Raw genomic sequence first — 26,466 nt, forward strand, 5'->3', positions numbered from 1 at the left:
ACGTCACAATATTTGTTGAGCCGCCAGAGCTGTTCCTCTTGGCATGATCTTGGTCCTGACGCTGCGGGCCGACGCGGTGCTGGGCTATACCCGCGCCACCGCCGACCTGCTGCTGGAGCCGGCGATCTATCGCAAGGCCGTGCTCAAGGACGCCTCGCGCCTGGACGCCGCGCCGGCCCAGAACCATGTGCCCGTCACCGTGCCCGAGGATGCGCAATGACCCGGCTGGTTCCCCATCCGCTGATTTCGGCCGCGCTGGTGCTGATGTGGCTGGTCCTGACCCAGTTCAGCCCCGGGCACCTGGTCCTGGGCACGGTCATCGGTCTGGTCGCGGGATGGGCGGTCCAGCACCTGCACCCCGCCCGTCCCCGCATCCGGCGCTGGAGCGCGATCCCCCGGCTGATGGCGCTGGTCGCTTGGGATATCCTGCAGTCCAACATCTCGGTGGCGCGCGTCCTGCTTTTGGGCCCGAACCACCCCAAGTTCCATTCGGGCTTCGTCGAACTGCGGCTGCAGCTGCGCGACCAGAACGCCCTGGCGCTGCTGGCGATCATCCTGACCGCGACGCCCGGCACCGCCTGGCTGGAATACGAACAGGAAGGCGGCCGCCTGCTGCTGCATATCCTGGACCTGCGCAGCGAGGAGGAATGGCAGGAACTGGTCCGCGACCGCTACGAGGCCCTGTTGATGGAGATTTTCGAATGAGCGCCCTGATCCTGGAATACGCGCTGACCTATGCGCAGATCGCCATGGTCCTGGCCCTGGGGCTCGCGTGCTGGCGGATGCTGCGGGGGCCGCGCGCGCAGGACCGGGTGCTGGGGCTCGACACGATGTATTTCGACGCGATGCTGCTGTTTCTGCTGATCGGCATGGGCAATGGCAACGTGTTCTTCTTTGAAGGGGCGCTGGTGATCGCGGTCCTGGGCTTTGTCACCACGGTCTGCGCGGCCAAGTTCCTGATGCGCGGCGAGGTGATCGAATGAGGCATCTGGACCAGCTGCCGCCCACGGCCGCGCTGATCATCGCGGTCTTCGTCGTCGTCGGCTCGTCCCTGGCGCTGCTGGGCAGCCTGGGCCTGGTGCGGCTGCGCAGCTTTTACCAGCGGCTGCACGCGCCGACCCTGGCCTACAGCTATGGCGCGTTCCTGATCATCCTGGCCTCGATGGCGATGTTCTCGCTGCTGGAAAACCGCCCCGTCCTGCACGAGATCATCATCGGGGTGTTCCTGCTGATCACCACGCCCATCACCCTGCTGATGCTGGGCCGCGCGGCGCTGCGGCGCGACAGGGACGCCAAGCTGGGCCATGACGAACAGGTCCCGCCCCGCGTCGCGCCCGAGGATCGCGCGACGGAACCCGCCCGCGACCTGTCCCACCTGGGCGAGGACGTGCCCGAGGGAGGCGTCCTGGCCCCGCCGGGACAGGCCGAGCCCGAGCCCAGAACCGGGGAACGCAGCCCCTAAAGCCGCGACTGCGCCAGCACCGCGCGCAGGTCGGCCGCGTCCACGGCGTCGGTCACGAAGGACTGCCCGATCCCGCGCGCCAGGATGAAGCGCAGCTTGCCGTCCTGCACCTTCTTGTCCTGACCCATCAGCGCGATCAGCGCCGCGTCGTCCGGCAGGTCGCCCGGGATCTGGGCGATGCGCGACGGCAGCCCCATTGCCACGAAATGGGCCGAGACGCGGGACGGTGCCTCCTGGCTGCAAAGCCCCATCCGGGCCGAAAGCTCGAAGGCCAGGGTGCATCCGACGGCCACCCCCGCGCCACTGCAGCAGGCGGTCGGAATAGCCGGTGCGGATTCCGCGCATGGCCGAAGGGTGGCCCAGGTCTGCAGCGCTCGTTCGGCATGCTCGGTTTCGTCGGCTGGACGATCCCCGCCTTCATCGCGACCGAATGGTGCACGGCGTGCTGCAGGGCCGCCGGGTCGCGGGACAGCGTAGGACCGGCCGCTTCCAGCCAGTCGAAGAACGACTCGTCGCCCAGAAGGCCGTATTTGGCGACTTCGCCATAGCCGGCGCGGAAATCGCGGGGCGACAGCGTGGCCAGCACGTCGATGTCGGCCAGAACCAGCGCGGGCTGGTGAAAGGCGCCGATCAGGTTCTTGCCCTGCGGGCTGTTGATGCCGGTCTTGCCACCGACGGAACTGTCCACCTGCGCCAGCAGCGAGGTCGGAATCTGGACGAAGCGCACCCCGCGCCGCAGGATCGCGGCGGCAAAGCCCGCCAGATCCCCGATGACGCCGCCGCCAAGCGCGATGACCAGATCCTTGCGCTCGATCCGCTGGGCGATCAGCCACTCCACCGCCTCGCCCAAGTGGGACCAGGACTTGGTGGCCTCGCCGGCCGGCAGGATCAGGGCAGGCGCCTCGATCCCTTCGGCGCGCAGCGCCTCTTGCAGGCGCGGCAGGTGCCGTTCGGCCACGGTGCGGTCGGTCAGGATCGCGACGCGGCGGCGGCCGGCCAGCGCCAGGACCTCGGCCCCGGCGCGGTCCAGAAGGCCCTGGCCGATCCGCACGTCATAGGAACGCGCGCCCAGGTCGACTCGCACGGTCTGGATGGTCATTTCGTCTCCAGGATAGGGGGCTGGCGGGCGCCGATGGCGTCGATGACGCGGGTCGCGGTATCCTCGACCGTGTCGCCGCGCACGGCGGGGACGCGGACATCGGCCAGTGCATAGACCGGCGCGCGTTCGCGCAGCAGCCGGTCCAGCGTGCCACGCGGGTCGGGGGTTTGCAGCAGCGGTCGGGTCGGCCGGTTGCGGACGCGGTGCCACAGCGTTTCCAGGTCGCAATCCAGCCAGACCGAGATGCCGTGCTGGGTGATGCGCTGGCGGTTCATCTCGCGCATCCACGACCCGCCGCCGGTCGAGACGATGCTGTCGCCCCCGGCCAGCACGCGCGACAGCACCTCTGATTCGCGGGCGCGAAAGAAATCCTCGCCGTCGCGGGCGAATATCTCGGGGATGGTCATGGCGGCGGCGCGCTCGATCTCGGCGTCGGTGTCCCAGAACGGACGGCCCAGGCGCCGGGAAAGCTCGGCCCCGATGGCGGTCTTGCCCGCCCCCATCATTCCGACCAGCACGATATTGCGGCGCATCACCCCCCCGTTGTCCGAACTGCCTGCCCGGCGGGCCGCACAGGCAAATATTGGTGGCACTGAATGGCGTGATCTTTCGGGAAATGCCATATATATTTCGCGCGAGCCGGCGTCAGACCGGCAGCGGAATGCTGGAACGAGGCTGAAAGGACAGGCAATGAGGCTTTTGCGCGTGGTGGCGGTGCTGGTGATTCTGCTGTTGGGCGGACTGGCCGGCTATGCCTATTTCGGGGACATGCGGGCCGATCCCCGCGAAACGCGCCTGCCGGTCGAACTGGATCTGGGCCAGCCGGTTCCCGCGCCAGCCCCCGAACCCGCACCGGCCGCGACCCCGGCGGTCCCCACGACCCCCGCCCCGAATGCCGGCAGCAATGACCTGGACTGATCGCCTGCGCGGCCTGGCGCTGCTGGGCGGGATCGTGCTGGCGGTGGGGACGGCGACCGCCCAGCCGCCGCTGTCGGCCAGCGACTGGCTGTCGGGCAGCACGCGCGACCCCGGCACCATCTCGGCCTGGCGCCCCAGCGACGGCCGCCCGGCCGACCTGCGGCGCAAATCGGCGGAAAGCACCGCCCGGTCCGGCGCGGTCGAGCCGGTGGGCGTCACCCGCCTGGGCGAGGGCAATCCCGACGGCAAGGGCACCGTGTCGCCCCGGGCCGCGGGTCTGCCCGCCGACCTGTGGGGGGCGAGCGATGGTGCGACGCTCGCGGCGCTGGTGCGTGCCTCGAACCCGCGGCTGCCGGTGCTGCGCCGGCTGGAGCGCCGCATCCTGGCCGCGCAGCTGAACCCGCCCGCGACCGCGCCGGGGGCCGAGGGCGAACTGTTCCTGGCCCGCGTCGACAAGCTTCTGGACATGGGCGCCACGGGCGCCGCGAAAAGCCTGCTGCAGGCCGCGGGCCCCGCCGATCAGGAACGGTTCCGCCGGCTGTTCGACGTGGCCCTGCTGTCGGGGGACGAGGTCGAGGCCTGCGCCATCATGGGCCGCACCCCGGGCGTGGCGCCCAGCTTTCCCGCGCAGATCTTCTGTCTGGCGCTTGGCGGCGACTGGGCGGCCGCGGCGCTGGTCTTTCACGGCGCCGACGCGATGGGGCTGATCCAGCCGCAGATGGCCGCGCTGCTGGCGCAGTATCTGGACGACGGCTATGCCGACCGCCCCGAGGATCTGGCGCCGCCGCTGGTGGTGACGCCGCTCGACCTGCGCCTGCACGAGGCGGTGGGCCAGCCCCTGCCCTCGGCGAACCTGCCGCTGGCCTTCGCGCTGGCCGACCTGGACCAGAACGGCGGCTGGAAGGCGCGGCTGGATTCCGCCGAGCGTCTGGCCCGTGCCGGGGCCATCCCCGCCTCGCAGCTGCGCAGCATCTATGTCGAACAGAAGCCTGCTGCCTCGGGCGGGGTCTGGGACCGGGCGGCCGCGGTTCAGGCGCTGGACGCGGCGCTGCAGGCGCGGGACACGGCGCAGGTCGCGCAGGCATTGCCCCCGGCCTTCGACGCGATGGTGGCGGCGGGCCTGGGCCCGGCGCTGGCCGACATGGCGGGCGCGCAGGTCGGCGCCCTGGCCCTGGACGGGCGTGCGGGACAGATCGCGCTGTGGCTGGCGCTGGCCGCCGGGCAATGGCAGGTCGTGGCAAAGCCGCCGGCCGACAGCGCGGCGCTGGACCTGTGGCTGCTGGATTTCGCCAGCGGCCTTGCCGATGCCACCCCTCCGGCGGGCGATGGATCGGACCGCGCCGGGCTGCTGCTGGGCGGTTTCCGCCAGGGCACGCCCCTGCCCCAGCGCGCGGCCGAGCAGATCGGCGCCAACCGCCGGGGCGAGGCGATGCTGGCGGCCATCGCCGACACCGACGCCGGACTGGACGGCGACCTGCCGCGCGCCGCGCAGGGCTTGCGGGTCCTGCGCGCGCTTGGGCAGGGCGAGATCGCGCGCCAGGCGCTGGTCGAACTGGTGCTGGCACCAGTCCTGATGCCGGAGCGCTAGGCCATGGCGGGCGATGCCGAAGACCGGCGCATGATCTCGGCCTTTCTGGACGCGCAGGCGGCGGAATCCGGGGCCGCGCGCAACACGCTGCTGGCCTATGGCCGCGACCTGGCCGATTTCACCGGCTGGCTGGCCGGGCGCAATCTGGGCCTGCGGGCGATGACGCGCGAGAACGTCGAGGAATACCTGACCCATTGCGACGACCTGGGCCTGTCGCGGGCGACCCGGGCGCGGCGGCTGTCGGCCATCCGGCAATGGACCCGCTTTGCGCTTGAGGAAGGCTGGCGCGAGGACGACCCCGCCGGCCGCATCGCGGGCCCCGGCCGGGCGCAGCGCCTGCCCAAGACGCTGTCGCGCGACGAGGTGCAGGCCATGCTGGATGCCCTGCCCCGCCTTGGCCGCACCGAGGTCGAGCGCCGCCGCAACCTTGCCCTGTTCGAGATGGCCTATGCCACCGGCATGCGCGTCAGCGAGCTTGTGACGCTGCCCGTGACGGCCTGCCGTGGCAATCCGGCGCTGCTTCTGATCCGGGGCAAGGGCGGCAAGGAACGCATGGTGCCGCTGAACGATCCTGCGCGCGACGCGCTGGCGGGCTGGCTTTCGCTGCGCGACAACGCGCCCCCCGACACCACGCTGGGCCGACTGGTCGCGGGGCGCGGCGGGCGCTGGCTGTTTCCCGCCTCATCCCGCGAAGGCCACCTGACCCGGCAGGCGGTGAACCAGTTGCTGAACCAGCTGGCGCTTCTGGCGAACGTCGACCCGGCCCGGGTCTCGCCCCATGTGATCCGCCATGCCTTCGCCACCCATCTGCTGGAAGGCGGCGCCGATCTGCGCGCGATCCAGAGCCTGCTGGGTCATGCGGATCTCGGCACGACCGAGATCTATACCCATGTCATGGACCACCGCATGCGGGACCTGGTGATGAACCACCACCCGCTGGCCCGGCCCGACAGCGGGACCGAGCCCGAGGGCTGACGCCTGCTAGTGGTCGGCCATGCTGGCGGCGCGGCGGGCGTCCTCGACGCTGTTGCCGCCGGTGCCGTTGAAGAAGGCGTTCAGCGCCACCGCCGCGATGGTCGCCAGCAGGATGCCGGATTCGATCAGCGGGTGGATCGCATGAGGCATCCATTGCTTGAAGTCCGGGGCGATCAACGGGATCATGCCGAAGCCCAGCGACACCGCGACCACGAACAGGTTGTTGCGGTTCCCCGCGAAATCGACCGTGGACAGGATGCGGATGCCGGTCGCCGCGACCATGCCGAACATGACCAGCCCTGCGCCCCCCAGGACCGAGGTCGGTAGCGATTCCACCGCCGCGCCCATCTTGGGCACCAGGCCGAACAGGATCAGGATGACGCCGCCGGCGACGCAGATATAGCGGCTCTTGATGCCGGTGACGCCGACGAGGCCCACGTTCTGCGAGAATGACGTATAGGGGAAGGTGTTGAAGATGCCCCCGATCACCGTGCCCAGACCGTCGGTGCGCAGCCCGGCGGTCAGCCGCTCGGGCGTGATGCGGCGGCCCGTCATGTCGCCAAGCGCCAGGAACATGCCGGTCGATTCGATCATCACGACGATCATGACCAGCACCATGGTCACGATCAGCACCGGGTCGAAGATCGGCATGCCGAAGTGGAACGGGGTCACGATCCCGAACCAGGCCGCCTCCGCCACCTTGTCGAAGGTCATCTGTCCCAGCACGATGGTCAGCACCGCGCCCACCAGCATGCCCAGCAGCACGGCGATATTGGCGACAAAGCCCCGGCCGAAGCGGGCGATCAGCAGGATCGCCAGCAGCACCACGCCCGAAATCGCGATATTGACCGGCTGGGCATAAAGCGGGTTCTGCACGCTGGGCGCGGGGGCGAAGCCCTGCGGCAGCGCCGGGACGGCGCCCGTGCCGGCCAGTTCCTTCAGCTGGTTCAGCCAGCCCGAGGCGACCGGATCGACGATCTTGGGCGCGGTCGGCCCGACCGGGTTGCCGAAGATCCAGTTGATGCCCACCCGCATCAGCGTGACGCCGATCACCAGGATGACGGTGCCCGTCACCAGCGGCGGAAAGAACTTCAGCATCCGCCCGATGAAGGGCGCGATCAGCATGGCGACGACGCCCGCGCCGATGATTGCGCCAAAGATCATGCGCGCCCCGTCCGGCCCGGGATAGGCGTTCGCCATCGCCACCATCGGCCCGACCGAGGCGAACGTCACCCCCTCATCACCGGCAGCTGGATGCCGAACCAGCGCGTCATGCCCAGCGACTGGATGATCGTGGCGATGCCGCAGCAGAACAGGTCGGCCGAGATCAGGAAGGCCACGTCCTGCGGCGCCAGCTTCAGCGCGCGGCCGACGATCAGGGGCACGGCGACGGCGCCCGCATACATCACCAGCACATGCTGCAATCCCAGCGTCGCCAACCGTACCGGCGGCAGGATCTCGTCGACCGGATCGACGGCGCGGCCCTCGGCCATAGCCATGATGTCCCCTTTCCCTGTTCAAGGTCGTTTTGATCCAGCTAGGGCCCTGCCAAGGAAAAAGGCAATTCTTTTGTGCCCCGCCCCGCACCATGCCAACCCGCGCCCATTTTCCAGGCATCGCGGAGGACGCGGTTTCAACCGCTTGGCCCGCGGCTACCAGCAGACCAAAGGCGCAGGCGTGCCCGGCGGACGGGCATCGCCTTGCCGCCCGGCACGGCAGATCGTGGTCCGCGCCCTCGTCCCACGGCCCTCTGGCGGGTTGCAACCGCGCGCCGCCCTGAATATCAGGAGTTGCCGCTACCATCAGCACGGACACCCGACATGGACATCGCCGCCCGCCGCAAGGCCGATCCCGCCCATTGGCGCCTCGCCGCCGCCATCCGCGCCCTTTCGATGGACGCGGTCGAGGCCGCGAACTCGGGCCATCCCGGCATGCCCATGGGCATGGCCGACGTGGCCACGGTGCTTTTCCGCAACCACCTGAAATTCGATGCCACCGCGCCGAACTGGTTCGACCGCGACCGCTTCGTGCTGTCGGCGGGCCACGGCTCGATGCTGCTCTACAGCCTGCTGCACCTGACCGGCTATGAACAGATGAGCCTGGCGCAGATCCGCAACTTCCGCCAATGGGGCGCGATCACGGCTGGCCATCCCGAATACGGCCATGTCGAGGGGGTCGAGACGACCACCGGCCCGCTGGGCCAGGGCCTGGCCACCGCCGTCGGCATGGCCATCGCCGAAGAAGCGATGCGCGCCCAGTTCGGCGAAGGGCTGTGCAACCACCGCACCTGGGTCATCGCCGGCGACGGCTGCCTGATGGAAGGCATCAGCCAGGAGGCCATCGCGCTTGCCGGCCACCAGAAGCTGAAGAACCTGATCGTGCTCTGGGACGACAACGACATCACCATCGACGGCCGCGTGTCGCTGTCGGACGCCACCGACCAGATGAAGCGCTTCGAGGCCTCGGGCTGGCGGGTGCTCGCCTGCGACGGCCATGACCCGGTCGATATCGAACGCGCCCTGACCGACGCCGCGACCGGCAAGGACGACCGCCCGGTGCTGGTCGCCTGCAAGACGATCATCGGCTACGGCGCGCCCAAAAAGCAGGACACCTCGGGCGCGCACGGCTCGCCGCTGGGGGCCGAGGAAATCGCCGCCACGCGCCTGGCCTACGGCTGGGAACACGAAAGCTTCATCGTCCCCGACAACATCCTGGCCGACTGGCGCGCCATCGGCATGAAGGGCCGCGCCGCGCGCGAGGCCTGGGCCGCGCGGGTCGACGCCGCGAAGAACCGCGAGGAATTCGCCCGCCGCATCTCGGGCGATGTCAGCGACCGGCTGGCGCCGACCATCGCCGCGCTCAAGGAACAGGCGCTGCAGACCCGGCCCAAGATCGCGACCCGCAAGGCCAGCGAGATGGTGCTCGAGGTCCTGAACCCCGAACTGCCCGAAACCATGGGCGGCTCGGCCGACCTGACCGGCTCGAACAACACGCGGACCAAGGACCTGGGCACCTTCTCGCCCGTCGACCGGACCGGGCGCTACATCAACTACGGCATCCGCGAACACGGCATGGCGGCGGCGATGAACGGGATCTGGCTGCATGGCGGCTTCCGCCCCTATGGCGGCACCTTCATGTGCTTCACCGACTATGCGCGCGGCGCCATGCGGCTTTCGGCGCTGATGGGCCTGCCGGTGGTTTATGTGATGACCCACGACAGCATCGGCCTGGGCGAGGACGGCCCGACCCACCAGCCGGTCGAGCATCTGGCGATGCTGCGCGCCACGCCGAACACGCTGACCCTGCGTCCCTGCGACCTGGTCGAGACGGCCGAGGCCTGGGAAATCGCGCTGAGCCAGAAGGCCACGCCTTCGGTCCTTGCGCTCTCGCGCCAGAACCTGCCCACCCTGCGCGAGGACGGGGCCGAGAACCTGACCGCGCGCGGCGCCTATGTGCTGCGCGACGCCTCGGCCGAGCCGCAGGTGATCCTGATGGCCTCGGGCTCCGAGGTGGAAATCGCCGTCGCCGCGCGCGAGACGCTGGAATCCCAGGGCGTGCCCACGCGCGTCGTCTCGGTCCCCTCGATGGAGCTTTTCCGCGACCAGCCCGAGGACTATCGCCGCAAGGTCCTGCCCAAGGGCCCGGTCCGCATCGCCATCGAGGCGGCGGTGCGCCAGCCCTGGGACTGGCTCCTGCTGGGGGAACGCGGCCGCTCGAAGAAGGCGGGCTTCATCGGCATGACCGGCTTTGGCGCCTCGGCCCCGGCCCCGGTGCTCTATCGCGAGTTCGGCATCACCGCCGAGGCGACCGTGGCCGAGGCCCGCCGCCTGCTCGACTGTTCCGGCGACGGCCGCGCCCATCGCGGCGCGGCCGCCCCTTGGGCGCGGCGACCGGCCTTTCACCGTGTTCAGCTATGACCGCGCCGGCCGGATGCGGAGCAAGGGCCAAACCGCGGCCGGAGCGACGAGCTACGTGTACAACAATCAGCAACCGGCATCACGCGTCCCCGGCGCGATCCGGCGCGCGCCACGCAGTTGCGCGGCATCCTGCTGCTGCTGGCCGCGATCATGACCTTCACGCTGATGGACGCGACGGCCAAGCACCTGACCCAGACCTATCACCCGGTCCAGGTGGTCTGGGTGCGCTTCGTGGCAAACCTGGTCATCGTCGCGCTGCTGGTCGGGCCACGGCTGCGCCGCACGCTGCGCTCGACCCGCCCGGGCATCCAGTTCTGCCGGGCGCTGACGCAGCTCGGCTCGGTCGGGCTGTTCTTCACCGCGCTCCAGCACATCGGCCTGGCCGAGGCGACGGCGATCATGGACATCAACCCGGTGCTGATCACCCTGGCCGCCGCGCTCTTCCTGGGCGAGAGGATCGGGCTGCGACGCGCCTTGGGAATCGCCGCGGCGCTTGTGGGCGCCCTGATCATCATCCGCCCAGGGGCGGGCGTCTTCCAGCCAGCCGCGCTGTTGCCGCTGCTGGGCGCCTTCACCTATGCGGCCGGCGCGATCCTGACCCGGCTGGCGCGGGGCGATTCCACCGCGACCTCGATCCTGTGGTCGGCCATCGTCGGAACGCTCGCCACCTCGGCCCTGGTGCCGTTCTTCTGGCAGCCCTCGCCGCCGGCGACGCCTGGGCGTTCCTGCTGCTGGGGCTGTTCGGCACCGTGGCGCAGGCACTGCTGATCCGCGCCTTCGCCCTGGCCGAGGCGGCGGCCATCGCCCCCTTCGGCTATACCGGGCTGATCTGGGCGGGGCTGTGGGGCTGGCTGTTCTGGGGCACCGTGCCCGACCGCTGGACGATCCTCGGCGCCTTGATCATCGTCGTCGCCGGCCTTTATGTCTGGATGCGCGAAGCCCGCGCCATGCAGCGGATGGACCCATGACCGAGACCGAAGACCCCGTGCCCCTGCGCGACCGGCTGGCGAACGGCGCGTTCCTTGCGTTGATGGGACTGGTAAGGGTGCTGCCCTATCGCCTGCGCATCCCGGCCATGGGCTGGTTCTTTGCCCATGTGCTGGGCCCGCTGGCGGGCTGGCGCGGCCGCATCCGCGACAACCTGGCCAAGGCCCGGCCCGACCTCTCGCCGGCCGAGGTCCGCCGCCTGTGCCGCGCCGTCCCCGACAATGCCGGCCGCGCCTTGGCCGAGATCTATTCCGGCGAGGAATTCACCACCCGCATCCACCAGGCCGACCCCCTGGCCGGCCCGGGCCTGCCCGCGCTGGAACAGGCCGCCGATGCCGGCCGGCCCGTCATCCTGGCGGTCGCCCATTTCGGCAATTACGACGCCATGCGCGCCGCCCTGACCGGGCGCGGCTGGCCGGTTGGCGCGCTTTACCGCCCCATGAACAACGAGGCGTTCAACCGCCACTATATCCCCGCCATGCAGGCCATCGCCCAGCCCATGTTCCCGCGCGGGCGGGCTGGGCTAGCAGCCATGCTGCGGTTCCTTCGGGGCGGGGGCTGGATGGCGCTCGGCTATGACCAGTACGACGGCCACGGGGCCGAGCTGCGCTTCTTCGGCCTGCCGACGAAAACCGTCCTGACCCCGGCCGAGCTTGCCATCCGCTATGACGCGCTGCTGGTGCCCATCGCCGGCATCCGCCAGCCCGACGGACTGGGCTTTGTGGTCGAGGCGGCCGCCCCTATCCCCCATTCCGACCCCGAAACCATGATGCAGGCCCTGAACGACCAGCTGGAAACCCTGGTCCGCGCGCATATGGAGCAATGGTTCTGGGTCCACCGGCGCTGGAAACAGCGATCCTGAACGCTCTATCGGCGGGCGAAACCCTTTTCCTCGGCTTCGCGCACAGGCTATAAGCGGCGCAAACCGCCGCAAGGCCCCCCACGCGGCCCCAACGAACAAGATCCAGAGGACGGCATGAGCGACGAGAACACCCCCAGCGGCGCGCGCAGCGGCACCGACGACGTGGCCTTCATCCAGGCCTTGGCGGAACTGCTGAACCGCAACGAGCTGACCGAGCTTTCCGTCAAGCGCGAATACAGCGAAAACGACCGCCTCACGGTCAGCCTGTCGAAACAGGGCAAGGCCGTGATCCAGACCGTCGCGGCCCCGGCCCCGGCGGCGGCCCCCGCGATCGCCGCCCCGGCCGGTTCGGTCCCCGCGGCGGCCAACGACGATCCGGCCAGCCTGCCCGGGATCGTCACCTCGCCCATGGTCGGCACGGCCTACCTGTCCCCCGAGCCGGGCGCGCCGGCCTTCGTCACCATCGGCAAGCAGATCAAGGAGGGCGAGACCCTGATGATCGTCGAGGCAATGAAGACCATGAATCACATCCCCTCGCCCCGGTCCGGCACGGTCAAGCGCATCCTGGTCGACGACGGCAGCCCGGTCGAATTCGGCGCCCCCCTGATGGTCGTCGAGTGAGCGGGCATATGTTCGACAAGATCCTGATCGCCAATCGCGGCGAAATCGCGCTGCGTGTCATCCGCGCCTGCCGCGAGATGGGCATCGCCTCGGTCGCGGTCCATTCGACTGCCGATGCCGACGCGATGCATGTCCGCATGGCCGACGAATCGGTCTGCATCGGGCCGCCGCCCTCGACCGACAGCTACCTGTCGATGCCGGCGATCATCTCGGCCTGCGAAACACCGGCGCGCAGGCCATCCATCCGGGCTATGGCTTCCTGTCGGAAAACGCGGGTTTCGTGCAGATGGTCGAGGATCACGGCATAGCCTTCATCGGCCCCTCGGCGGAACTCATCCGCATCATGGGCGCAGATCACGGCCAAGGACACTGCCAAGGCGCTTGGCATCCCGGTCGTCCCCGGCTCGGACGGCGGCGTTCCCGACGTGGCCTCGGCCAAGCGAGTCGCGGCCCAGATCGGCTATCCGGTCATCATCAAGGCGACCGCCGGCGGCGGCGGGCGCGGCATGAAGGTGGCGCTGGACGAGGCGAGCCTGGAAAATGCCTTCCGCACCGCGCGGGCCGAGTCGAAGGCCGCCTTCGGCAATGACGAGGTCTATATCGAGAAATACCTGCAGCGCCCGCGCCATATCGAGATCCAGGTCTTCGGCGACGGCCGCGGCCGCGCCGTCCACCTGGGCGAGCGCGACTGTTCCCTGCAGCGCCGCCACCAGAAGGTGCTGGAGGAGGCCCCCGGCCCGGCCATCACGCCTGCCGAGCGCGCCGAGATCGGCGGCATCTGCGCCAATGCCATGGCCAAGCTGGGCTATCGCGGCGCCGGCACCATCGAATTCCTGTTCGAGGACGGCGAGTTCTAGTTCATCGAGATGAACACCCGGCTTCAGGTCGAACATCCCGTGACCGAGGCGATCTTCGGCGTCGACCTGGTGCGCAGCAGATCCTGGTCGCCGCCGGTGCCGAGATGGAGTTCCGGCAAGAGGACCTGCAGATCCGCGGCCACGCCATCGAGGTGCGCATCAACGCCGAAAAGCTGCCGAACTTCACCCCCTCACCAGGCCGGATCACTCAGTATCACGCGCCGGGGGGCCTGGGTGTGCGGATGGACAGCGCGATCTATGACGGCTACCGCATTCCGCCCTACTACGACAGCCTGATCGGCAAGCTGATCGTCCACGGCCGCGACCGGCCCGAGGCGCTGGCCCGTCTGGACCGCGCCTTGGGCGAGCTGATCGTGGACGGAATCGACACCACGGTTCCGCTGTTCCGCGCGCTGCTGGAAAACCCCGATATCCAACGGGGCGACTATTCCATCCACTGGCTGGAAAAATGGCTGGCCCAGATGGCGGGCCCATCGTCCTGAGATGACGGTTTCGGCGGAAAGACTGCTGTTTGCCTATGCGCAAGGCGTCTTTCCGATGGCCGAGTCGGCGTCGGACCCGCAGCTTTACTGGTTCGACCCGCCCGAACGCGGCATCCTGCCGGTGGGCGGGGTGCATGTCTCGCGCTCGATGCGGCGCCTGCTGCGCCGGGCGGGCTGGTATGCGACGGTGAATCGCGACTTCATGGGCGTGATCGCGGGCTGCGCCGACCGGCCGGAGACCTGGATCAACGCTCCGCTGATCGGGCTTTATGCCGAATTGCATCGCATGGGTCACGCCCATTCGCTGGAGGTGTGGGAGGGCGACGCACTGATCGGCGGAACCTATGGCGTGTCGCTGGGCGCGGCCTTCTTTGCCGAGAGCATGTTCTCGCGCCGCCCCAGCGCCTCAAAGGCTGCGCTGATCTGGATGTCGCATCACCTGCGCGCCTGCGGCTTCACGCTGTGGGATACGCAATATCCGACACCGCACCTGGCCTCGATGGGGGGAACGGCGATCAGCCGGCTGGATTATCGCCGCCGGCTGGCGCGGGCGGTGCGCCAGCCCGTCCGCTTCGAAACGACCGCCCTGCCCGAGGCTCAGGCCCTGTTGCAGGAAATCACCCAGACGTCATAGCGGGGATCGTCCAGCGCCGAAAGCGCGGGGGACGAGGCGATCATCCAACCGGAAAAGACGGTGCGTTGGCCGCTTGTCCACCACGCAGTTCCGCGAAAGCATCTGACGACGGCTCCGCCAAACGGTCCAGCATGAGATCCAAGGCCAGCCGCACCTCATTTCCGACGAAGCTGCCGCCTGCCCGGCCGACAGCAGGACGTCCTGGGTCTGACCCGTCACATTTCCAGGCCGCGCAGCAGGGCGCCCGGCCGCGCTCGGTGGCCGGTCCGCGCGCCACCGCCACGGCCGCCTCGCGCTCGGCCGCCGAGGGCTCGGCCGGGGCCACGGCGGTCGGATCGTCGCTCAGCGCGGGGTCGACCATCAGCGAATCGTCGGGCGCGGGCTCGGGATCGTCCTGGGCCAGGGCGGGCAGCGCCAGCAGCATCAGGCACAGCGCGGCGCGCGACAGGCTCGCGATCATTCCGCCCCCTCGGACGCCTGCGCGTCCACGAATTTCATCATCAGCGACAGCAGGCTGACAGCGCCCTGCACATCCTCGATCTCGTCCCCGGGGGCCAGGTCCTCGGCCGCGCCGCCGGGCTGAAGCTCGATATAGGCGCCGCCCAGCAGCCCGTCCGACTGGATCAGCGCCGCACTGTCGGTCGGCAGCCGGATGGACGATGGAACCGTCAGCCGCGCCTCGGCCAGATAGGTCTGGGGGTTCAGGTCGACCGCGCTGACCCGGCCCACCTTGACGCCCGCGACGCGCACCTCGGTCCCGACCTCGATGCCGTCCACATTGGGAAACGCCGCGCGCAATTCATAGCCGTCGCGCAGCGGCCGGCCCAGGTCGGTGGACCAGAACAGGAACCCGGCGGCCACGGCCAGGACCGCCGCCCCGGCCCAAAGCTCGGCTTTCTCCGCCGCCGACTGCATCTTATTCCGGCTGCCAGGCGTCGTAGTCGCGCCGCTCGGCCGGTTCGGCCCGATAAAGCGACCCCGCCGGGTGATAGGCCGCCGGCGTCCCCGTCTGGTTCGGGGCATGCGGCTTTTCCCAGGGCTTGTGCGGCAAGGGCTGCCGGGTCGGCGGCTCCTTGTAGGTGTGGTGCAGCCAGCCGTGCCATTCGGGGGACACGCGGCTGGCCTCGGCCTCGCCATTATAGATCACCCAGCGCCGCTTGCCGCCCTTGGACTGGTAATAGACATTGCCCTGGTCGTCCTCTCCCACCCGTTCGCCGTAAAGGCGAGTCCATAGCTGGGTGTTGAGCGTCTGGCTGTTCCACCAGGTCAGGGCGCGCAAAAGTAACGACATGGGCGGAAACCTCTTGGATCGGTGCTGGCCGAGATATGGCGCAAACCGCGCCCAAGGTCCAGAGAGGCGCTGCCCCCCGCGCTGCCCCGGGCTTCTTTCTTGTTCAAATATCCTGGGGGGAGCCTCTGCACGCCCCGTTGAGGGGCGTGCAGAGGCGGGGGGCAAAGCCCCCCAAGGCCAGCCCCGCCGTCACTCCATGAAGAACGCGAACCGGATGACGAACAGCGCCGCCACGATCCAGGTCGCCAGATGCACCTCGCGCGCGCGGCCCGTCAGCAGCTTGATCGCGGCGTAACTGACGAAGCCGAAGGCCAGGCCGTTCGCGATGGAATAGGTGAACGGCATCATCAGCGCGGTCAGTACGGCCGGCGCACTTTCGGTCACATCGCCCCAGGTGATCTCCTCGAACTCGCGCACCATCAGGCAGGCGACATACAGCAGCGCCGGGGCGGTGGCATAGGCTGGCACCGACCCGGCCAGCGGGGCAAAGAACATCGCCAGCAGGAACAGACCCGCCACGACCAGCGCGGTCAGCCCGGTGCGCCCGCCCGCCTGCACGCCCGAGGCGCTTTCGACGTAGGCGGTGGTCGAACTGGTGCCCAGCATCGAGCCCGCCAGGATCGCCGTCGAGTCTGCCATCAGCGCGCGGCTCAGCCCCTTGTTCGTATGCGCCGGCCCCTCGGTCAGAAGCCCGGCGCGCTTGGCAACGCCGATCAGGGTGCCGGTGGCGTCGAACACCTCGACCAGAACCATGACCAGGATGACGTGAAAGATGCCCACGGTCAGCGCACCGGCGATGTCGAGCTGCAGGAAGGTCGGTCCGATCGACGGCGGCATCGACACGATCCCGCCGAACGGGCTCGCCCCGATCAGGATGGACACCACCGTCACCACCAGGATGCCGATCAGGATCGAGCCGCGCACCTTCAGCGCGTCCAGCGCGGCGATGATGAAAAAGCCCGCGATGGCCAACAGCGTGCCCGCCGCCGTCAGGTCGCCCAGACCTACCAGGGTCGCGGGGTTGCCGACGACGATGCCCGCGTTCTTCAGCGCGATCAGCCCCAGGAACATGCCGATGCCCGCGGCGATGGCGCTGCGCATGGAATGCGGGATGCCCGCGATCAGCCAGCGCCGGATCCCGGTCGCCGACAGGAACAGGAACACCAGGCCCGAGATGAAGACCGCCCGCCAGCGCCTGCTGCCAGGTGAACCCCAGCGCGCCGACGACCGTGAAGGCGAAAAAGGCGTTCAGCCCCATGCCCGGCGCCATGCCGATGGGCCAGTTCGCCCAAAGCGCCATGATGGCCGAACCCAGCGCCGCCGCAAGGCAAGTCGCCACGAAGACCGCGTTCCGGTCCATGCCCGTCGTCGACAGGATGTCCGGGTTGACGAAAATGATGTAAGCCATGGTAAGGAAGGTGGTGATCCCCGCGATCACCTCGGTCCTGACGCTGGTTCCGTTGGCCGCAAGGCCGAACTGTTTTTCTAGCATGTAACCTCCCACCGGCGGTTGGCCCGCCGTGACAGCGACACTAGAACCCTGCATCTTCAACGCCTATGCCGGCTCCAGCGACAGAGTTTCAATGGTTTATTAAGAAAGCCAGGATTTTCAACGAAATTGGTGCTCTGTTTATAGAAATTCGCGCCTTGCCTCGAAGGGCGGCAGGATGATGAGTGCATTTAAAGCCTTACGACAAGAAGGAAGCAAGCGATGCGATACAGCCGCGACATGATCGGCTATGGTCAGAACACCCCGGACCCGCGCTGGCCCGGAGGCGCCCGGATCGCGGTCCAGATCGTCATGAACTACGAGGAGGGCGGCGAGAACAGCATCGAACACGGCGATGCCGCCTCGGAAGCCTTTCTGTCGGAGATCATCGGCTGCCAGCCCTGGCCCGGCCAGCGTCACTGGAACATGGAATCGATCTATGACTACGGCGCCCGTGCCGGCTTCTGGCGGCTGCACCGCATGTTGCAGGACGTGCCGATCACCGTCTACGGTGTCGCGACCGCCCTTGAGCGCGCGCCCGAACAGGTTGCCGCCATGCAGGCCGCCGGATGGGAGATCGCGACCCACGGGCTGAAGTGGATCGACTATCGCGACGTCCCGCGCGAGGTCGAGGCCGAGCACATCGCCCGCGCCGTCGAGCTGCACACCCGCGTCACCGGCGAACGGCCGCGCGGCTTCTACCAGGGCCGCACCTCGATGAACACGGTGGCGCTGGGATGCGAGGAAGGCGGCTTTGAATACCTGGCCGACACCATCGCCGACGACCTGCCCTATTGGCATGTTCATGACGGCAAGCCGCAGCTGATGGTGCCCTATACGATGGACGCCAACGACATGCGCTTTTCCAGCGGCCAGGGCTTCGGCACCGGGGTCGAGTTCTTCGACTATCTGCGCGACAGCTTCGACGTGCTTTATGCCGAAGGCGAGGCCGGCGCGCCCAAGATGATGTCCATCGGCCTGCATTGCCGCCTGGCCGGGCGCCCCGGCCGCGCCATGGCGATCCAGCGTTTCCTGGACCACGCGCGCAGCCACGACGGCGTCTGGTTCGCGACCCGGCTGGACATCGCGCGGCACTGGGCCCGCGAACATCCGTATCAGCCCCGTCAGCGCCCCTCGCAGATGGGACGCGAGGAGTTCGTGGAAAAGTTCGGCGGCATCTACGAACATTCGCCCTTCATCGCCGAACGGGTCTGGGACGGTGAGATGGGTGCGATCCACGACACGCCGGCCGGCCTGGCTGCGCGCATGGCGCAGGTGTTCCGCGGCGCCTCGGACCAGGAACGGCTGGGCGTGCTGGTCGCCCACCCGGACCTTGCCGGCAAGCTTGCACAGGCCAAGCGGCTGACGGCGGAAAGCACGTCCGAACAGGCCTCGGCCGGTCTGGACGCGCTGACCGACGCCGAACGCGAGACCTTCCAGCGCATCAACGCCGACTATGTGGAAAAGCACGGCTTCCCCTTCATCATCGCAGTGCGCGACCATAACAAGGCGGGCATCCTGGCCGCCATGCAGCGCCGGCTGGCCAACGACACTCCGACCGAGCGCGCCGAGGCCGAGCGTCAGGTCATGCGCATCGCGGAGCTGCGGCTGCGCGAAGCCTTGAAATAAGGGAGGACCCGATGAACCACATTCCGAAAGGCAGCCCCATGCCCGCCCCGACCTATGCCGGCCCCTTCGCGGGCCTGCCTCCGCAGACCGACCTGTCGACCGACACCGCCGTCTTCACCGAGGCTTATGCCGTCATTCCCGCCAGCACGATGCGCGACATCGTGACCAGCTTCCTGCCCGGCTGGCGCGGCATGCGGATGTGGATGATCGCCCGCCCTCTGTCGGGCTTCGCCGAGACCTTCAGCCAGTATATCGTCGAGCTTGAACCCAAGGGCGGCTCGGCCCGTCCCGAGGTGGACGACGGCGCGCAATCCGCGATCTTCGTCACCGACGGCGGCATCCGGCTGACCGTGGCGGGCGCGGTGCACGACCTGACGCCGGGCGGCTTTGCCTATATTCCCGCCGGAACCGAATGGTCGGTGGAAAACGGCGATCAGACCGCGCGCTTTCACTGGTGGCGAAAGCGCTGGCAGGCGGTCGAGGGACTCGACAAGCCCGATGTCATCATCGCCAACGAACGCGACATCGCCCCGATCCCGATGCCCGACACCGGCGGCAGCTGGGCCACGACGCGGTTCATGGACCCCACGGACATGCGCCATGACATGCATATCACCATCGTGACGCTGACGCCCGGCGGCTCGATCCCCTTCGCCGAAACCCATGTCATGGAACACGGGCTGTTCGTGATCGAGGGCAAGGCCGTCTATCGCCTGAACCGCGACTGGGTCGAGGTCGGGCCCGGCGATTTCATGTGGCTGCGCGCCTTTTGTCCGCAGTGCTGCTATGCCGGCGGGCCGGGGAACTTCCGCTATCTGCTGTACAAGGACGTGAACCGCCACGCGCCCCTTTGGAAATAAGGGAACGCAATGAAAAACCGCCGGCGCAGCACGCCGGCGGTTTTGTCAGGTCGGAACGGTCGGCTCAGGCCGCGCGGGCGGTCAGCACGGTTTCGACCTTCTTCTGTGCGCCGGCCTCGTCGATGCCGCTGACGGCGGCGACTTCGCGGGTCAGGCGGTCCAGCGCGGCCTCGTACAACTGGCGTTCGGAATAGGACTGTTCGCGCTGGTCGTCGTTGCGGTGCAGGTCGCGCACCACCTCGGCAATCGACATCAGGTCGCCCGAGTTGATCTTCTGTTCGTATTCCTGCGCGCGGCGCGACCACATGGCGCGCTTGACGCGGGCCTTGCCCTTCAGCGTCTCAAGCGCGCGGTCGATCAGGTCCGGAGTGGCCAGGCCGCGCATGCCGATCTCGGTCGCGCGCGAGGTCGGAACGCGCAGCGTCATCTTGTCCTTTTCGAACGAGATCACGAACATCTCGAGGCGCAGGCCCGCGATTTCCTGTTCCTCGATGGAAACGATGCGGCCGACGCCATGGGTCGGATAGACCACGAAGTCATCGGGGCGGAATTCGGTCTTCTTGGCTTTCGACATAGAACTTCCTTCACAGCGGCGCCGTTCGCGGCGCAAAAAGCCCCAAGGCGGGCATGCTCCCGACCTTTTGGGCCACCATCGGTGTATTGCGATCCAGGCAGGGGCAGACAACCTGGACAGACAACATCGCCGGTCGGGCCACCAAAGCGGCCTGATCGGCGGTATGTCATGAACATAACATAAATTCAGGCCGGAATCAAAGCCGATGGAGCGCCCGAGGCCAACAAGAATGCAAAGGCTTTATGCGTCATGTTCCCAAAACCTTACAAGGAACATCGCAAGCACTTTCGAGGTCAGGGAAGCCCGAATCGCGTCGCCCTGACGCAGCGACAGATCAATCGCCCTCGCCGGGGTTGGGAGAGAAATATTTCTCCAGCTTGCCGGGCTGCCCGTCCATTTCCTGGTAGCCGGGCATGGGGTCTTTCTTGCGGGTGATGACGGGCCAAAGCTCGGAGTACTTGCGGTTGAACTCGACCCACTGCTCCATGTCCGGCTCGGTATCGGGACGAATGGCGTCGGCCGGGCATTCCGGTTCGCACACGCCACAGTCGATGCATTCGTCGGGATGGATCACCAGCGTGTTTTCGCCTTCGTAGAAACAGTCCACGGGGCACACCTCAACGCAGTCGGTGTATTTGCACATGATGCAGTTATCGGTGACGACATAGGTCATGGCGCGTCTATTCCTGTTTCCTGCCCGGCTAGTTACGCCCGGTGGGTTCATCATTCAAGGCCGGCCCGACCGAAAAGACCGGCATCCGAAGCGGAGCAGCCGGTCCGGGGACGGTGATCCAGAATGCGGCTGTCGGGCGAAACGCTGTTCCTCGTGCGGCCCCGATGGCGCGCAAGAATCACATTTCGACTTCCTCGTAAAGGGTTGCCGCCTCGGTCGCGGGGCCGCGCCGCTCTCCCAGGTCCAGGACCCGCAGGACGCGGACCCGCCCATGTGCCGCGACGGTGACCAGATCGCCCCCGCGCAGCACCTGCGCCGGCTTGGCGCAGGGCTTTCCGTTCAGGCGAATGCCGCCGGCCGCGATGGCGTCCGCGGCAAGTGTACGGGTCCGAAACATCCTGGCGTGATGCAGCCAGCGATCCAGGCGGATGCTGGCCGCGCCCTCGGGCTCAGCCACGCGTCCCGCTCACGTCTTGTTCTTGAGCGAGGCGAGAATCGCGAAGGGGCTGTCGGGGTCGACCTTCTTTTCGGGCCGCGGAGGACGCGCTTCGAAGGTCTTGGGTCCCTCGTGACGGGGCTTGCCCTTGTCGAAGCGCGGCTTGCCCTTGGGCCCGCGATCCTGGCGTTCCCCGCCCTGCCCCTGACGGTCTCCGCCGCCCTGACGGTCCGCGCGGTTTTCGTCGCGCCGGCGGGCTTCGCCCCGGGGCTTGCCGTCGTCGCGCGGGCCACCCTGCTGCCGGGCAGCGCCGTCGCGCCCACCCGCCTCGGCCGGCACACCCTGGCGCGGGCCGCCTTGCGGGTTGTCGCGGTCGCGGCGGGGGCCGCGGTCCTGACGGTCGCCCTGCGGACGCTCGCCCCGTTCGGGACGGCGGTTGCCGCGCGGGCGCGGAGCCCAGGTGAAGGTATAGAACACCTCAAGCTCGGGCGCGGCGGGCTGCTCGCCTTCGGCCGTCGTCCCCCACCGGTCACGTGTCGGACTCCGCGGCAGCCTTGCGGGCGGCCTGCTAGGCTCCACGGGCGCGGGTCTCGGCGGCCAGGACGCTTTCTGCCTCGGTCAGCGGATGTTCGTGGTCGGCGTCTTCGGGCGCGGGCGGCGCCGGCGGCGCGACCTCGGTCCGGGCCTTGGGGCGCTCGGCCTTCTCGGCGCGATAGCCAAGCCCGCCCATCAGGCCGGCGAACTGCTCCAGCGTCATGCCGGTGATCGACAGCATGTCGGGCGTCGCCTCGAATCCCGCGCGGCTGTCCTGGGTGCGCAGCATGTCGGCCAGCCGCTCCAGCATGTCGATGCGGATCGCGCGCTCGCCCGCAGGGTGATAGCCCGACAGCGTGTAATAGCCCTTGGGCACGTCCGGCAGGTTCGGGATCGTGACCAGCCCGGGCGGCGGGCTTTCGGGGAATTCGGAAAGCCCCTGGTCCAGCCCCCACAGCACCAGCCGCAGCCGGGTCGGCGCGGGCTTCAGCAGCGCCGGCTGGAAGATGGTGAACTGGCCGAAGCGCACGCCATGCTTGCGCAGGTGGCCGCGCGCGTCCTGATCCAGCTCCTTGACCTCGTTGGCCACGCCCTCGCGCGGCAGCACGCCCAGGGCTTCGACCAGACGGAAGGCGAAGCCACGCGCAAGCCCGGTCAGCGTCTCGTCGTTCTTCAGCGCCAGCAGCGGCTCGAAGGCGGTCGCCACCTTGCGGTCGATGAAGTGCTGCAGCCGGCGACGGACCTTTTCGGCGATCTCGGGGCCGGCCTCCTCGTCGACGAAGGGCTCGACGCCGGGCTTCAGCGCCTCGGCCCCCTTGACCAGCTTGCCGACGGCCGAGCTGCCCCACATCAGGCCGCCCTGTTCGGTAAAGTCCAGTTCGGTGTCCGGCGCGTTGTAGAACCGGTCGGCCCGCAGATGGAACTCGGGGCGCAGCGCCTCGTAGGCGGCGCGGGACAGCATCCGCGCCTCGTCCCCGGTTGCGTTCGGATCGGCGCGAAAGCGGAATCCCTCCAGACGGCCGGCGAACTCGCCCTCGACCGTCACTTCGCCCTTGTCATTCACCTCGGCCAAAAGGCTCTCCTTTTGCTTGAGCCGGCGCAGCAGCACTGAGGTGCGCCGGTCCACGAATCTTTGCGTCAATGCGGCATGCAACGCATCCGACAGTCGATCTTCTACCGCGCGCGTCTCGGCCCGCCAATGGGTTTCGTCCGAAACCCACCCCGAACGCTGCGCGACATAGGTCCAAGTGCGAATATATGCCAAACGTTTCGACAATGTGTCGATGTCGCCCGCCGTCTTGTCGATGCGGGACACCTGCGTGGCCAGCCAGTCGCCCGGAACACCGCCTTCTTGCAGAAAGCCGAAGATCCGCGCCAGCATCGTCGAATGCTCGGCCGGCGAGATCGAGCGGAAATCGGGAATCCGGCACACGTCCCACAGCAGGCGCACGTCCTTGGGGTGGGTCACGCGGTCGCGGATCTCGGGCATGGTGGTCAGCGCCTTCAGCGCGCGCAGGTCGTCCGCCTCGCGGCCCCGGGCCAGCCACTCGCTGCCGGGCGAGGCCTCGAGGCTTGCGATCAGCCGCTCGACGGTGCCGAACTCCAGCGCGGCGTTGCGCCACATCAGCCGGCTGATCGGCTGGAAGCGGTGGTTCTCGATCGCCTCGATCAGCCCCTCATCCAGCGGGCCTGCGTCCCCCGTGACGCCGAAGGTGCCAGGTTCCGTGTGCCGCCCCGCACGCCCGGCGATCTGGCCCAGTTCATGGGGGAACAGCGGGCGATAGCGGCGGCCGTCGAATTTCTCGGTCGCGGAAAAGGCGACGTGCCGGATGTCCAGGTTCAGGCCCATGCCGATGGCGTCGGTCGCGACCAGGTAATCCACCTCGCCCTGCTGGTACATGGCGACCTGGGCGTTGCGGGTGCGCGGCGACAGCGCCCCCATGACCACGGCGCAGCCGCCCTTCTGCCGGCGGATCAGTTCGGCCGTGGCATAGACCTCGTCGACGGAAAAGCACACGATGGCCGAGCGCGGCGGCATCCGGCTGATCTTTTTCGACCCCGCCCAGGACAGGGTCGAGAACCGCTCGCGCCGCATGAACTGCACGCTTGGCACCAGCGCCGCGATGGCGGGACGCATGGTGTCGCTGCCCAGAAGCAGGGTTTCGTGCAGCCCCCGCATGTGCAGCAGCCGGTCGGTGAAGACATGGCCGCGCTCGGGGTCGGCGCACAGCTGAATTTCGTCGATGGCGACGAAATCGGCGCCGACCTCGGGCATGGCCTCGGTGGTGGCGACCCAGTACTGCACCCGGTCGGGAACGATCCGCTCCTCTCCGGTGATCAGGGCGACGACGCTGGGGCCGCGCGCCTTGACGATGCGGTCATAGACCTCGCGCGCCAGCAGGCGCAGCGGCAGGCCGATGACGCCCGTGCGATGGGCCAGCATCCGTTCGATGGCATAGTGCGTCTTGCCGGTGTTGGTCGGCCCCAGGACCGCCGTCACCCGAGATCTGTCCTGCATCAGGCGTCCGTGCCCTTCGTGGTTTCTTCAAGCCGCTGCACCGCGTCCTGCGCGTCCTGCTGATGGGGATGGATCGCCAGGCTCGCGCGGTAGGCGGCAAGCGCGCGGGCGTCGTCGCCCAGTTCCTCGAAGATGCTGCCCAGCTGGGTCAGCGCGGCGAAATGGCGCGGCTCGCGCGCCAGCGCCTCGCCCAGGGCCGCGATGGCGGGCCCGGCGTCGCCGTTCAGGTAATAAGCCACGCCCAGCAGGTACCAGCCACCCGCGAAATCGGGCGCGTGGTCGGTCAGCGCGGTCAGGTGGCCGAGGGCGGCCGGCATGTCGCCCGCGTCCATCGCCGCCTCGCCCCGCTTGTAAAGCAGGTCCATCGCGGCCGAGCCGGACCGCGACCAGATCCGCAGGATGTCGGTTTCGGCGCGCGCCCAGGCCTCGCCCTCGGGCTGGGCCAGTTCGGCAAACAGCAGGTCCAGGTCCTCGCGCTCGCGCAGGCGGGCCTTGGCGGTGGGTTCGTCGGGCGCGGCGGGGGCGACCAGCGCGCCTGCGCCCGATTCGGGCGCCTCCTCGGCCACAGGCGGGCCGGCGGGGGGGGCAGCCTGCGCCAGCAGGCTGGCCGGAACCGCCAGCCCCAGGATTAACCCTGCCGTCACGGCAATGTGGAAATGGGGGACTGGCCAGCGCATGATCCCTATGTAACTGTCCCACCAATCCATTTCCAGACTCAGTCAGGGAGAATACTTATGAGCAAAGTGGTCGAGGCCGCCGTGGCCGCGCTGGACCCCAAGGCCAAGGGCTTTGACGGCACAGCCAAGTTCGTGATCGAGGGCGAGGGCGCGGTCTATATCGACGCTTCGGGCGCCCGGGCGGCGGACGATGCGGCCGACGTGACCCTGACCGCCAGCCGCGAGACGTTCGAGGGGCTGCTGTCGGGCGACGTGAACCCGACGATGGCCTTCATGACCGGCAAGCTCAAGGTCGACGGCTCGATGCCCACCGCGATGAAGCTCGGGGCGCTTCTGGGCTGACGCGGTGACGCCGGCGCCCTTCAACACGCTGCCGGGCGACCCCCTGCCCATGGCCCGCGCCGTCTGGCTGCGGGCCGAGGACGGGATCCGGCTGCGCGCGGCGCACTGGGCGGCAGGCGGGGCCTCGGGCTCGGTCCTGCTGTTCCCCGGCCGCACCGAATACGTCGAGAAATACAACGCCGTCGCGCTGGACCTGAACGCGGCGGGCTATGACGTCCTGGCCATCGACTGGCGCGGTCAGGGCATGTCCGACCGGCTGCTGGCCGATCCGCGGCTGGGCCATGTCGAGCGGTTTTCCGACTATCAGCGCGACGTGGTCGAACTGGTCGTGGCGGCCCAGGAAATCGGCCTGCCCCGACCCTGGCACCTGCTGGCCCATTCCATGGGCGGCGCCATCGGGCTGGCGGCGCTGGCGGGCGGCCTGCCGGTCGCCTCGGCGGTGTTCTCGGCGCCCATGTGGGGGCTGAGCCTGTCCAACATCATGACCCGCATCGCACTTGGCATGGTGGTCGTGGCCCGCACCTTCGGTCGCCACCAGGGCGTCGCACCCGGCTCGGGCGGGGCCGAGCCCTTCGTGCTCAAGCAGGGCTTCCTGGACAACCTGCTGACCGGCGACGGCACCCGCTGGGGCCGCTTCGTGGCCGAGGCCGACGCCTGGCCCGACCTCGCCATCGGCGGCGTGACCCACCACTGGCTGGCCGAGGCACTGGCCGAATGCCGCCGCCTGGCCGAGATCCCCGCGCCGCCCCTGCCGATGCTGGCGGGTCTGGGGGACGGGGAGCGCATCGTCTCGGCCCAGGCGATCCGCGACCGGGTCGCGGCCTGGCCCGGCGCGCGGCTTCTGGACCTGCGATCCTGCCGGCACGAAGCGATGATGGAGCGCCCGGCAGTCCGCGCCGCCTTCCTCGAAGCCGCGACCGCGCATTTCGCGGCCAGCCAGGCCGGCCCTGCGTCCGACACGCAGGATTTTCACGCCACGGGTTGAAGCCGCCGGGACAAAGCGTCAAATCCTGACCAACA

26 protein-coding genes and 5 pseudogenes are annotated in these 26,466 nt (G+C 68.9%); 18 read left to right on the forward strand and 13 right to left on the reverse strand.

The genetic code is table 11. From position 1 onward, the window contains the following. Positions 1–43: 43 nt before the first annotated feature. The 4 genes from DPM13_RS24255 to mnhG are packed head-to-tail and all read left to right on the forward strand — an operon-like array spanning position 44 to position 1,462. Entirely contained in the window at positions 44–220 is a 177-nt protein-coding gene (locus tag DPM13_RS24255; protein ID WP_223252162.1) for a hypothetical protein, read from the forward strand. Continuing rightward, positions 217–705, forward strand: coding sequence for a Na+/H+ antiporter subunit E (locus DPM13_RS18215; protein WP_028719112.1), 489 nt, complete (start codon positions 217–219; stop codon positions 703–705). Before DPM13_RS24255 ends, DPM13_RS18215 begins: the two co-directional genes overlap by 4 nt. After that, positions 702–983: a K+/H+ antiporter subunit F gene (locus DPM13_RS18220; RefSeq protein WP_028719113.1), complete on the forward strand. Its 282-nt coding sequence runs from the start codon at positions 702–704 to the stop codon at positions 981–983. Before DPM13_RS18215 ends, DPM13_RS18220 begins: the two co-directional genes overlap by 4 nt. Beyond that, on the forward strand, positions 980–1,462 hold the full coding sequence (mnhG, locus tag DPM13_RS18225) for a monovalent cation/H(+) antiporter subunit G (protein ID WP_112888563.1): 483 nt from the start codon (positions 980–982) through the stop codon (positions 1,460–1,462). Before DPM13_RS18220 ends, mnhG begins: the two co-directional genes overlap by 4 nt. Here the strand turns inward: mnhG and aroB are convergent. Further along, positions 1,459–2,561, reverse strand: a pseudogene (gene aroB, locus DPM13_RS18230) (3-dehydroquinate synthase). The gene mnhG and the pseudogene aroB overlap by 4 nt on opposite strands. Beyond that, the gene (locus tag DPM13_RS18235) at positions 2,558–3,094 is read right to left on the reverse strand and encodes a shikimate kinase (protein ID WP_112888564.1); all 537 of its coding nucleotides are present in this window, start codon (positions 3,092–3,094) and stop codon (positions 2,558–2,560) included. The pseudogene aroB and the gene DPM13_RS18235 overlap by 4 nt, the downstream one beginning before the upstream one ends. 157 nt (positions 3,095–3,251) lie before the next feature. Between DPM13_RS18235 and DPM13_RS18240 the strand changes: the two genes are divergently transcribed. From DPM13_RS18240 to DPM13_RS18250, 3 genes are read left to right on the forward strand one after another with little or no spacing between them, the layout of a single operon-like run. Then, positions 3,252–3,479: a hypothetical protein gene (locus DPM13_RS18240; protein ID WP_112888565.1), complete on the forward strand. Its 228-nt coding sequence runs from the start codon at positions 3,252–3,254 to the stop codon at positions 3,477–3,479. Continuing rightward, positions 3,466–5,067 (forward strand): hypothetical protein, encoded by a 1,602-nt coding sequence (locus DPM13_RS18245; RefSeq protein ID WP_112888566.1) that lies wholly within the window; start codon positions 3,466–3,468, stop codon positions 5,065–5,067. Before DPM13_RS18240 ends, DPM13_RS18245 begins: the two co-directional genes overlap by 14 nt. Before the next feature lie 3 nt (positions 5,068–5,070). Further along, positions 5,071–6,042 (forward strand): tyrosine recombinase, encoded by a 972-nt coding sequence (locus DPM13_RS18250; protein ID WP_112888567.1) that lies wholly within the window; start codon positions 5,071–5,073, stop codon positions 6,040–6,042. Positions 6,043–6,048: 6 nt separating this feature from the next. Here the strand turns inward: DPM13_RS18250 and DPM13_RS18255 are convergent. Beyond that, positions 6,049–7,541: pseudogene (locus DPM13_RS18255) on the reverse strand (nucleobase:cation symporter-2 family protein). Between the two features lie 321 nt (positions 7,542–7,862). On the opposite strand from DPM13_RS18255, the gene tkt reads away from it, so the two are divergent. From tkt to aat, 7 genes and pseudogenes are all read left to right on the forward strand, one after another. After that, positions 7,863–9,959, forward strand: a complete 2,097-nt coding sequence (gene tkt / locus DPM13_RS18260; protein ID WP_112888568.1) for a transketolase — start codon at positions 7,863–7,865, stop codon at positions 9,957–9,959. A 117-nt stretch (positions 9,960–10,076) separates the two neighbouring features. Then, positions 10,077–10,727: a DMT family transporter gene (locus tag DPM13_RS18265; protein ID WP_223252163.1), complete on the forward strand. Its 651-nt coding sequence runs from the start codon at positions 10,077–10,079 to the stop codon at positions 10,725–10,727. Further along, a complete protein-coding gene (locus tag DPM13_RS24260) occupies positions 10,709–10,927 on the forward strand; it encodes a hypothetical protein (protein ID WP_223252164.1) in 219 nt (72 codons plus the stop codon). Before DPM13_RS18265 ends, DPM13_RS24260 begins: the two co-directional genes overlap by 19 nt. Continuing rightward, positions 10,924–11,808 carry a lysophospholipid acyltransferase family protein gene (locus DPM13_RS18270; RefSeq protein WP_028719123.1) on the forward strand — a complete coding sequence of 295 codons (885 nt, stop codon included), beginning with the start codon at positions 10,924–10,926 and terminating at the stop codon, positions 11,806–11,808. Before DPM13_RS24260 ends, DPM13_RS18270 begins: the two co-directional genes overlap by 4 nt. Positions 11,809–11,922: 114 nt before the next feature. After that, a complete protein-coding gene (accB, locus tag DPM13_RS18275) occupies positions 11,923–12,429 on the forward strand; it encodes an acetyl-CoA carboxylase biotin carboxyl carrier protein (protein ID WP_080622587.1) in 507 nt (168 codons plus the stop codon). A gap of 8 nt (positions 12,430–12,437) precedes the next feature. Further along, positions 12,438–13,789, forward strand: a pseudogene (gene accC / locus DPM13_RS18280) (acetyl-CoA carboxylase biotin carboxylase subunit). A 1-nt stretch (position 13,790) separates the two neighbouring features. Beyond that, positions 13,791–14,423, forward strand: a complete 633-nt coding sequence (gene aat / locus DPM13_RS18285) for a leucyl/phenylalanyl-tRNA--protein transferase (protein ID WP_099649617.1) — start codon at positions 13,791–13,793, stop codon at positions 14,421–14,423. On the opposite strand, the gene DPM13_RS27520 is transcribed toward aat, so the two are convergent. The 5 genes and pseudogenes from DPM13_RS27520 to DPM13_RS18310 all read right to left on the reverse strand — a co-directional run bounded on the left by DPM13_RS27520 (position 14,387) and on the right by DPM13_RS18310 (position 17,260). Continuing rightward, positions 14,387–14,467 (reverse strand): DUF2155 domain-containing protein, encoded by an 81-nt coding sequence (locus tag DPM13_RS27520; RefSeq protein WP_112888569.1) that lies wholly within the window; start codon positions 14,465–14,467, stop codon positions 14,387–14,389. The two genes, aat and DPM13_RS27520, sit on opposite strands and share 37 nt — an antisense overlap. Next, positions 14,464–14,883, reverse strand: a complete 420-nt coding sequence (locus DPM13_RS18295) for a DUF2155 domain-containing protein (protein WP_112888570.1) — start codon at positions 14,881–14,883, stop codon at positions 14,464–14,466. Before DPM13_RS18295 ends, DPM13_RS27520 begins: the two co-directional genes overlap by 4 nt. Further along, entirely contained in the window at positions 14,880–15,338 is a 459-nt protein-coding gene (mlaD, locus tag DPM13_RS18300; RefSeq protein ID WP_028719128.1) for an outer membrane lipid asymmetry maintenance protein MlaD, read from the reverse strand. The genes DPM13_RS18295 and mlaD overlap by 4 nt, the downstream gene beginning before the upstream one ends. A 1-nt stretch (position 15,339) precedes the next feature. Continuing rightward, the gene (locus tag DPM13_RS18305) at positions 15,340–15,714 is read right to left on the reverse strand and encodes an NADH:ubiquinone oxidoreductase subunit NDUFA12 (RefSeq protein WP_028719129.1); all 375 of its coding nucleotides are present in this window, start codon (positions 15,712–15,714) and stop codon (positions 15,340–15,342) included. Positions 15,715–15,903: 189 nt separating this feature from the next. Further along, positions 15,904–17,260: pseudogene (locus DPM13_RS18310) on the reverse strand (NCS2 family permease). 165 nt (positions 17,261–17,425) lie between these two features. Between DPM13_RS18310 and puuE the strand changes: the two are divergent. Both puuE and DPM13_RS18320 read left to right on the forward strand, forming a co-directional pair. Continuing rightward, on the forward strand, positions 17,426–18,832 hold the full coding sequence (puuE, locus tag DPM13_RS18315) for an allantoinase PuuE (protein ID WP_112888571.1): 1,407 nt from the start codon (positions 17,426–17,428) through the stop codon (positions 18,830–18,832). Between the two features lie 11 nt (positions 18,833–18,843). Then, on the forward strand, positions 18,844–19,692 hold the full coding sequence (locus DPM13_RS18320; protein WP_174714410.1) for a bifunctional allantoicase/(S)-ureidoglycine aminohydrolase: 849 nt from the start codon (positions 18,844–18,846) through the stop codon (positions 19,690–19,692). A 64-nt stretch (positions 19,693–19,756) separates the two neighbouring features. Here DPM13_RS18320 and DPM13_RS18325 read toward each other — a convergent pair whose 3' ends face one another. The 5 genes and pseudogenes from DPM13_RS18325 to DPM13_RS18345 all read right to left on the reverse strand — a co-directional run bounded on the left by DPM13_RS18325 (position 19,757) and on the right by DPM13_RS18345 (position 25,104). Further along, positions 19,757–20,266 (reverse strand): CarD family transcriptional regulator, encoded by a 510-nt coding sequence (locus tag DPM13_RS18325; RefSeq protein ID WP_028719133.1) that lies wholly within the window; start codon positions 20,264–20,266, stop codon positions 19,757–19,759. A gap of 334 nt (positions 20,267–20,600) precedes the next feature. Then, on the reverse strand, positions 20,601–20,939 hold the full coding sequence (fdxA, locus tag DPM13_RS18330) for a ferredoxin FdxA (RefSeq protein ID WP_080622591.1): 339 nt from the start codon (positions 20,937–20,939) through the stop codon (positions 20,601–20,603). A 178-nt stretch (positions 20,940–21,117) separates the two neighbouring features. Further along, complete coding sequence (locus DPM13_RS18335) at positions 21,118–21,396, reverse strand: S4 domain-containing protein (RefSeq protein WP_223252165.1); 279 nt, start codon at positions 21,394–21,396, stop codon at positions 21,118–21,120. 9 nt (positions 21,397–21,405) lie between these two features. Then, positions 21,406–24,427 (reverse strand): annotated as a pseudogene (locus DPM13_RS18340) (helicase-related protein). After that, the gene (locus tag DPM13_RS18345; RefSeq protein ID WP_112888572.1) at positions 24,427–25,104 is read right to left on the reverse strand and encodes a tetratricopeptide repeat protein; all 678 of its coding nucleotides are present in this window, start codon (positions 25,102–25,104) and stop codon (positions 24,427–24,429) included. Before DPM13_RS18345 ends, DPM13_RS18340 begins: the two are co-directional and overlap by 1 nt. A 57-nt stretch (positions 25,105–25,161) precedes the next feature. Between DPM13_RS18345 and DPM13_RS18350 the strand changes: the two genes are divergently transcribed. Together DPM13_RS18350 and DPM13_RS18355 are read left to right on the forward strand one after the other, a co-directional pair. Further along, positions 25,162–25,446, forward strand: coding sequence for an SCP2 sterol-binding domain-containing protein (locus DPM13_RS18350; protein WP_028719138.1), 285 nt, complete (start codon positions 25,162–25,164; stop codon positions 25,444–25,446). Positions 25,447–25,450: 4 nt separating this feature from the next. Continuing rightward, positions 25,451–26,431, forward strand: coding sequence for an alpha/beta fold hydrolase (locus DPM13_RS18355; RefSeq protein ID WP_112888573.1), 981 nt, complete (start codon positions 25,451–25,453; stop codon positions 26,429–26,431). The last annotated feature ends 35 nt before the right edge of the window (positions 26,432–26,466 follow it).

Origin of the sequence: Paracoccus mutanolyticus, from assembly GCF_003285265.1 — a bacterium.
GTDB classification, from domain to species: domain Bacteria; phylum Pseudomonadota; class Alphaproteobacteria; order Rhodobacterales; family Rhodobacteraceae; genus Paracoccus; species Paracoccus yeei.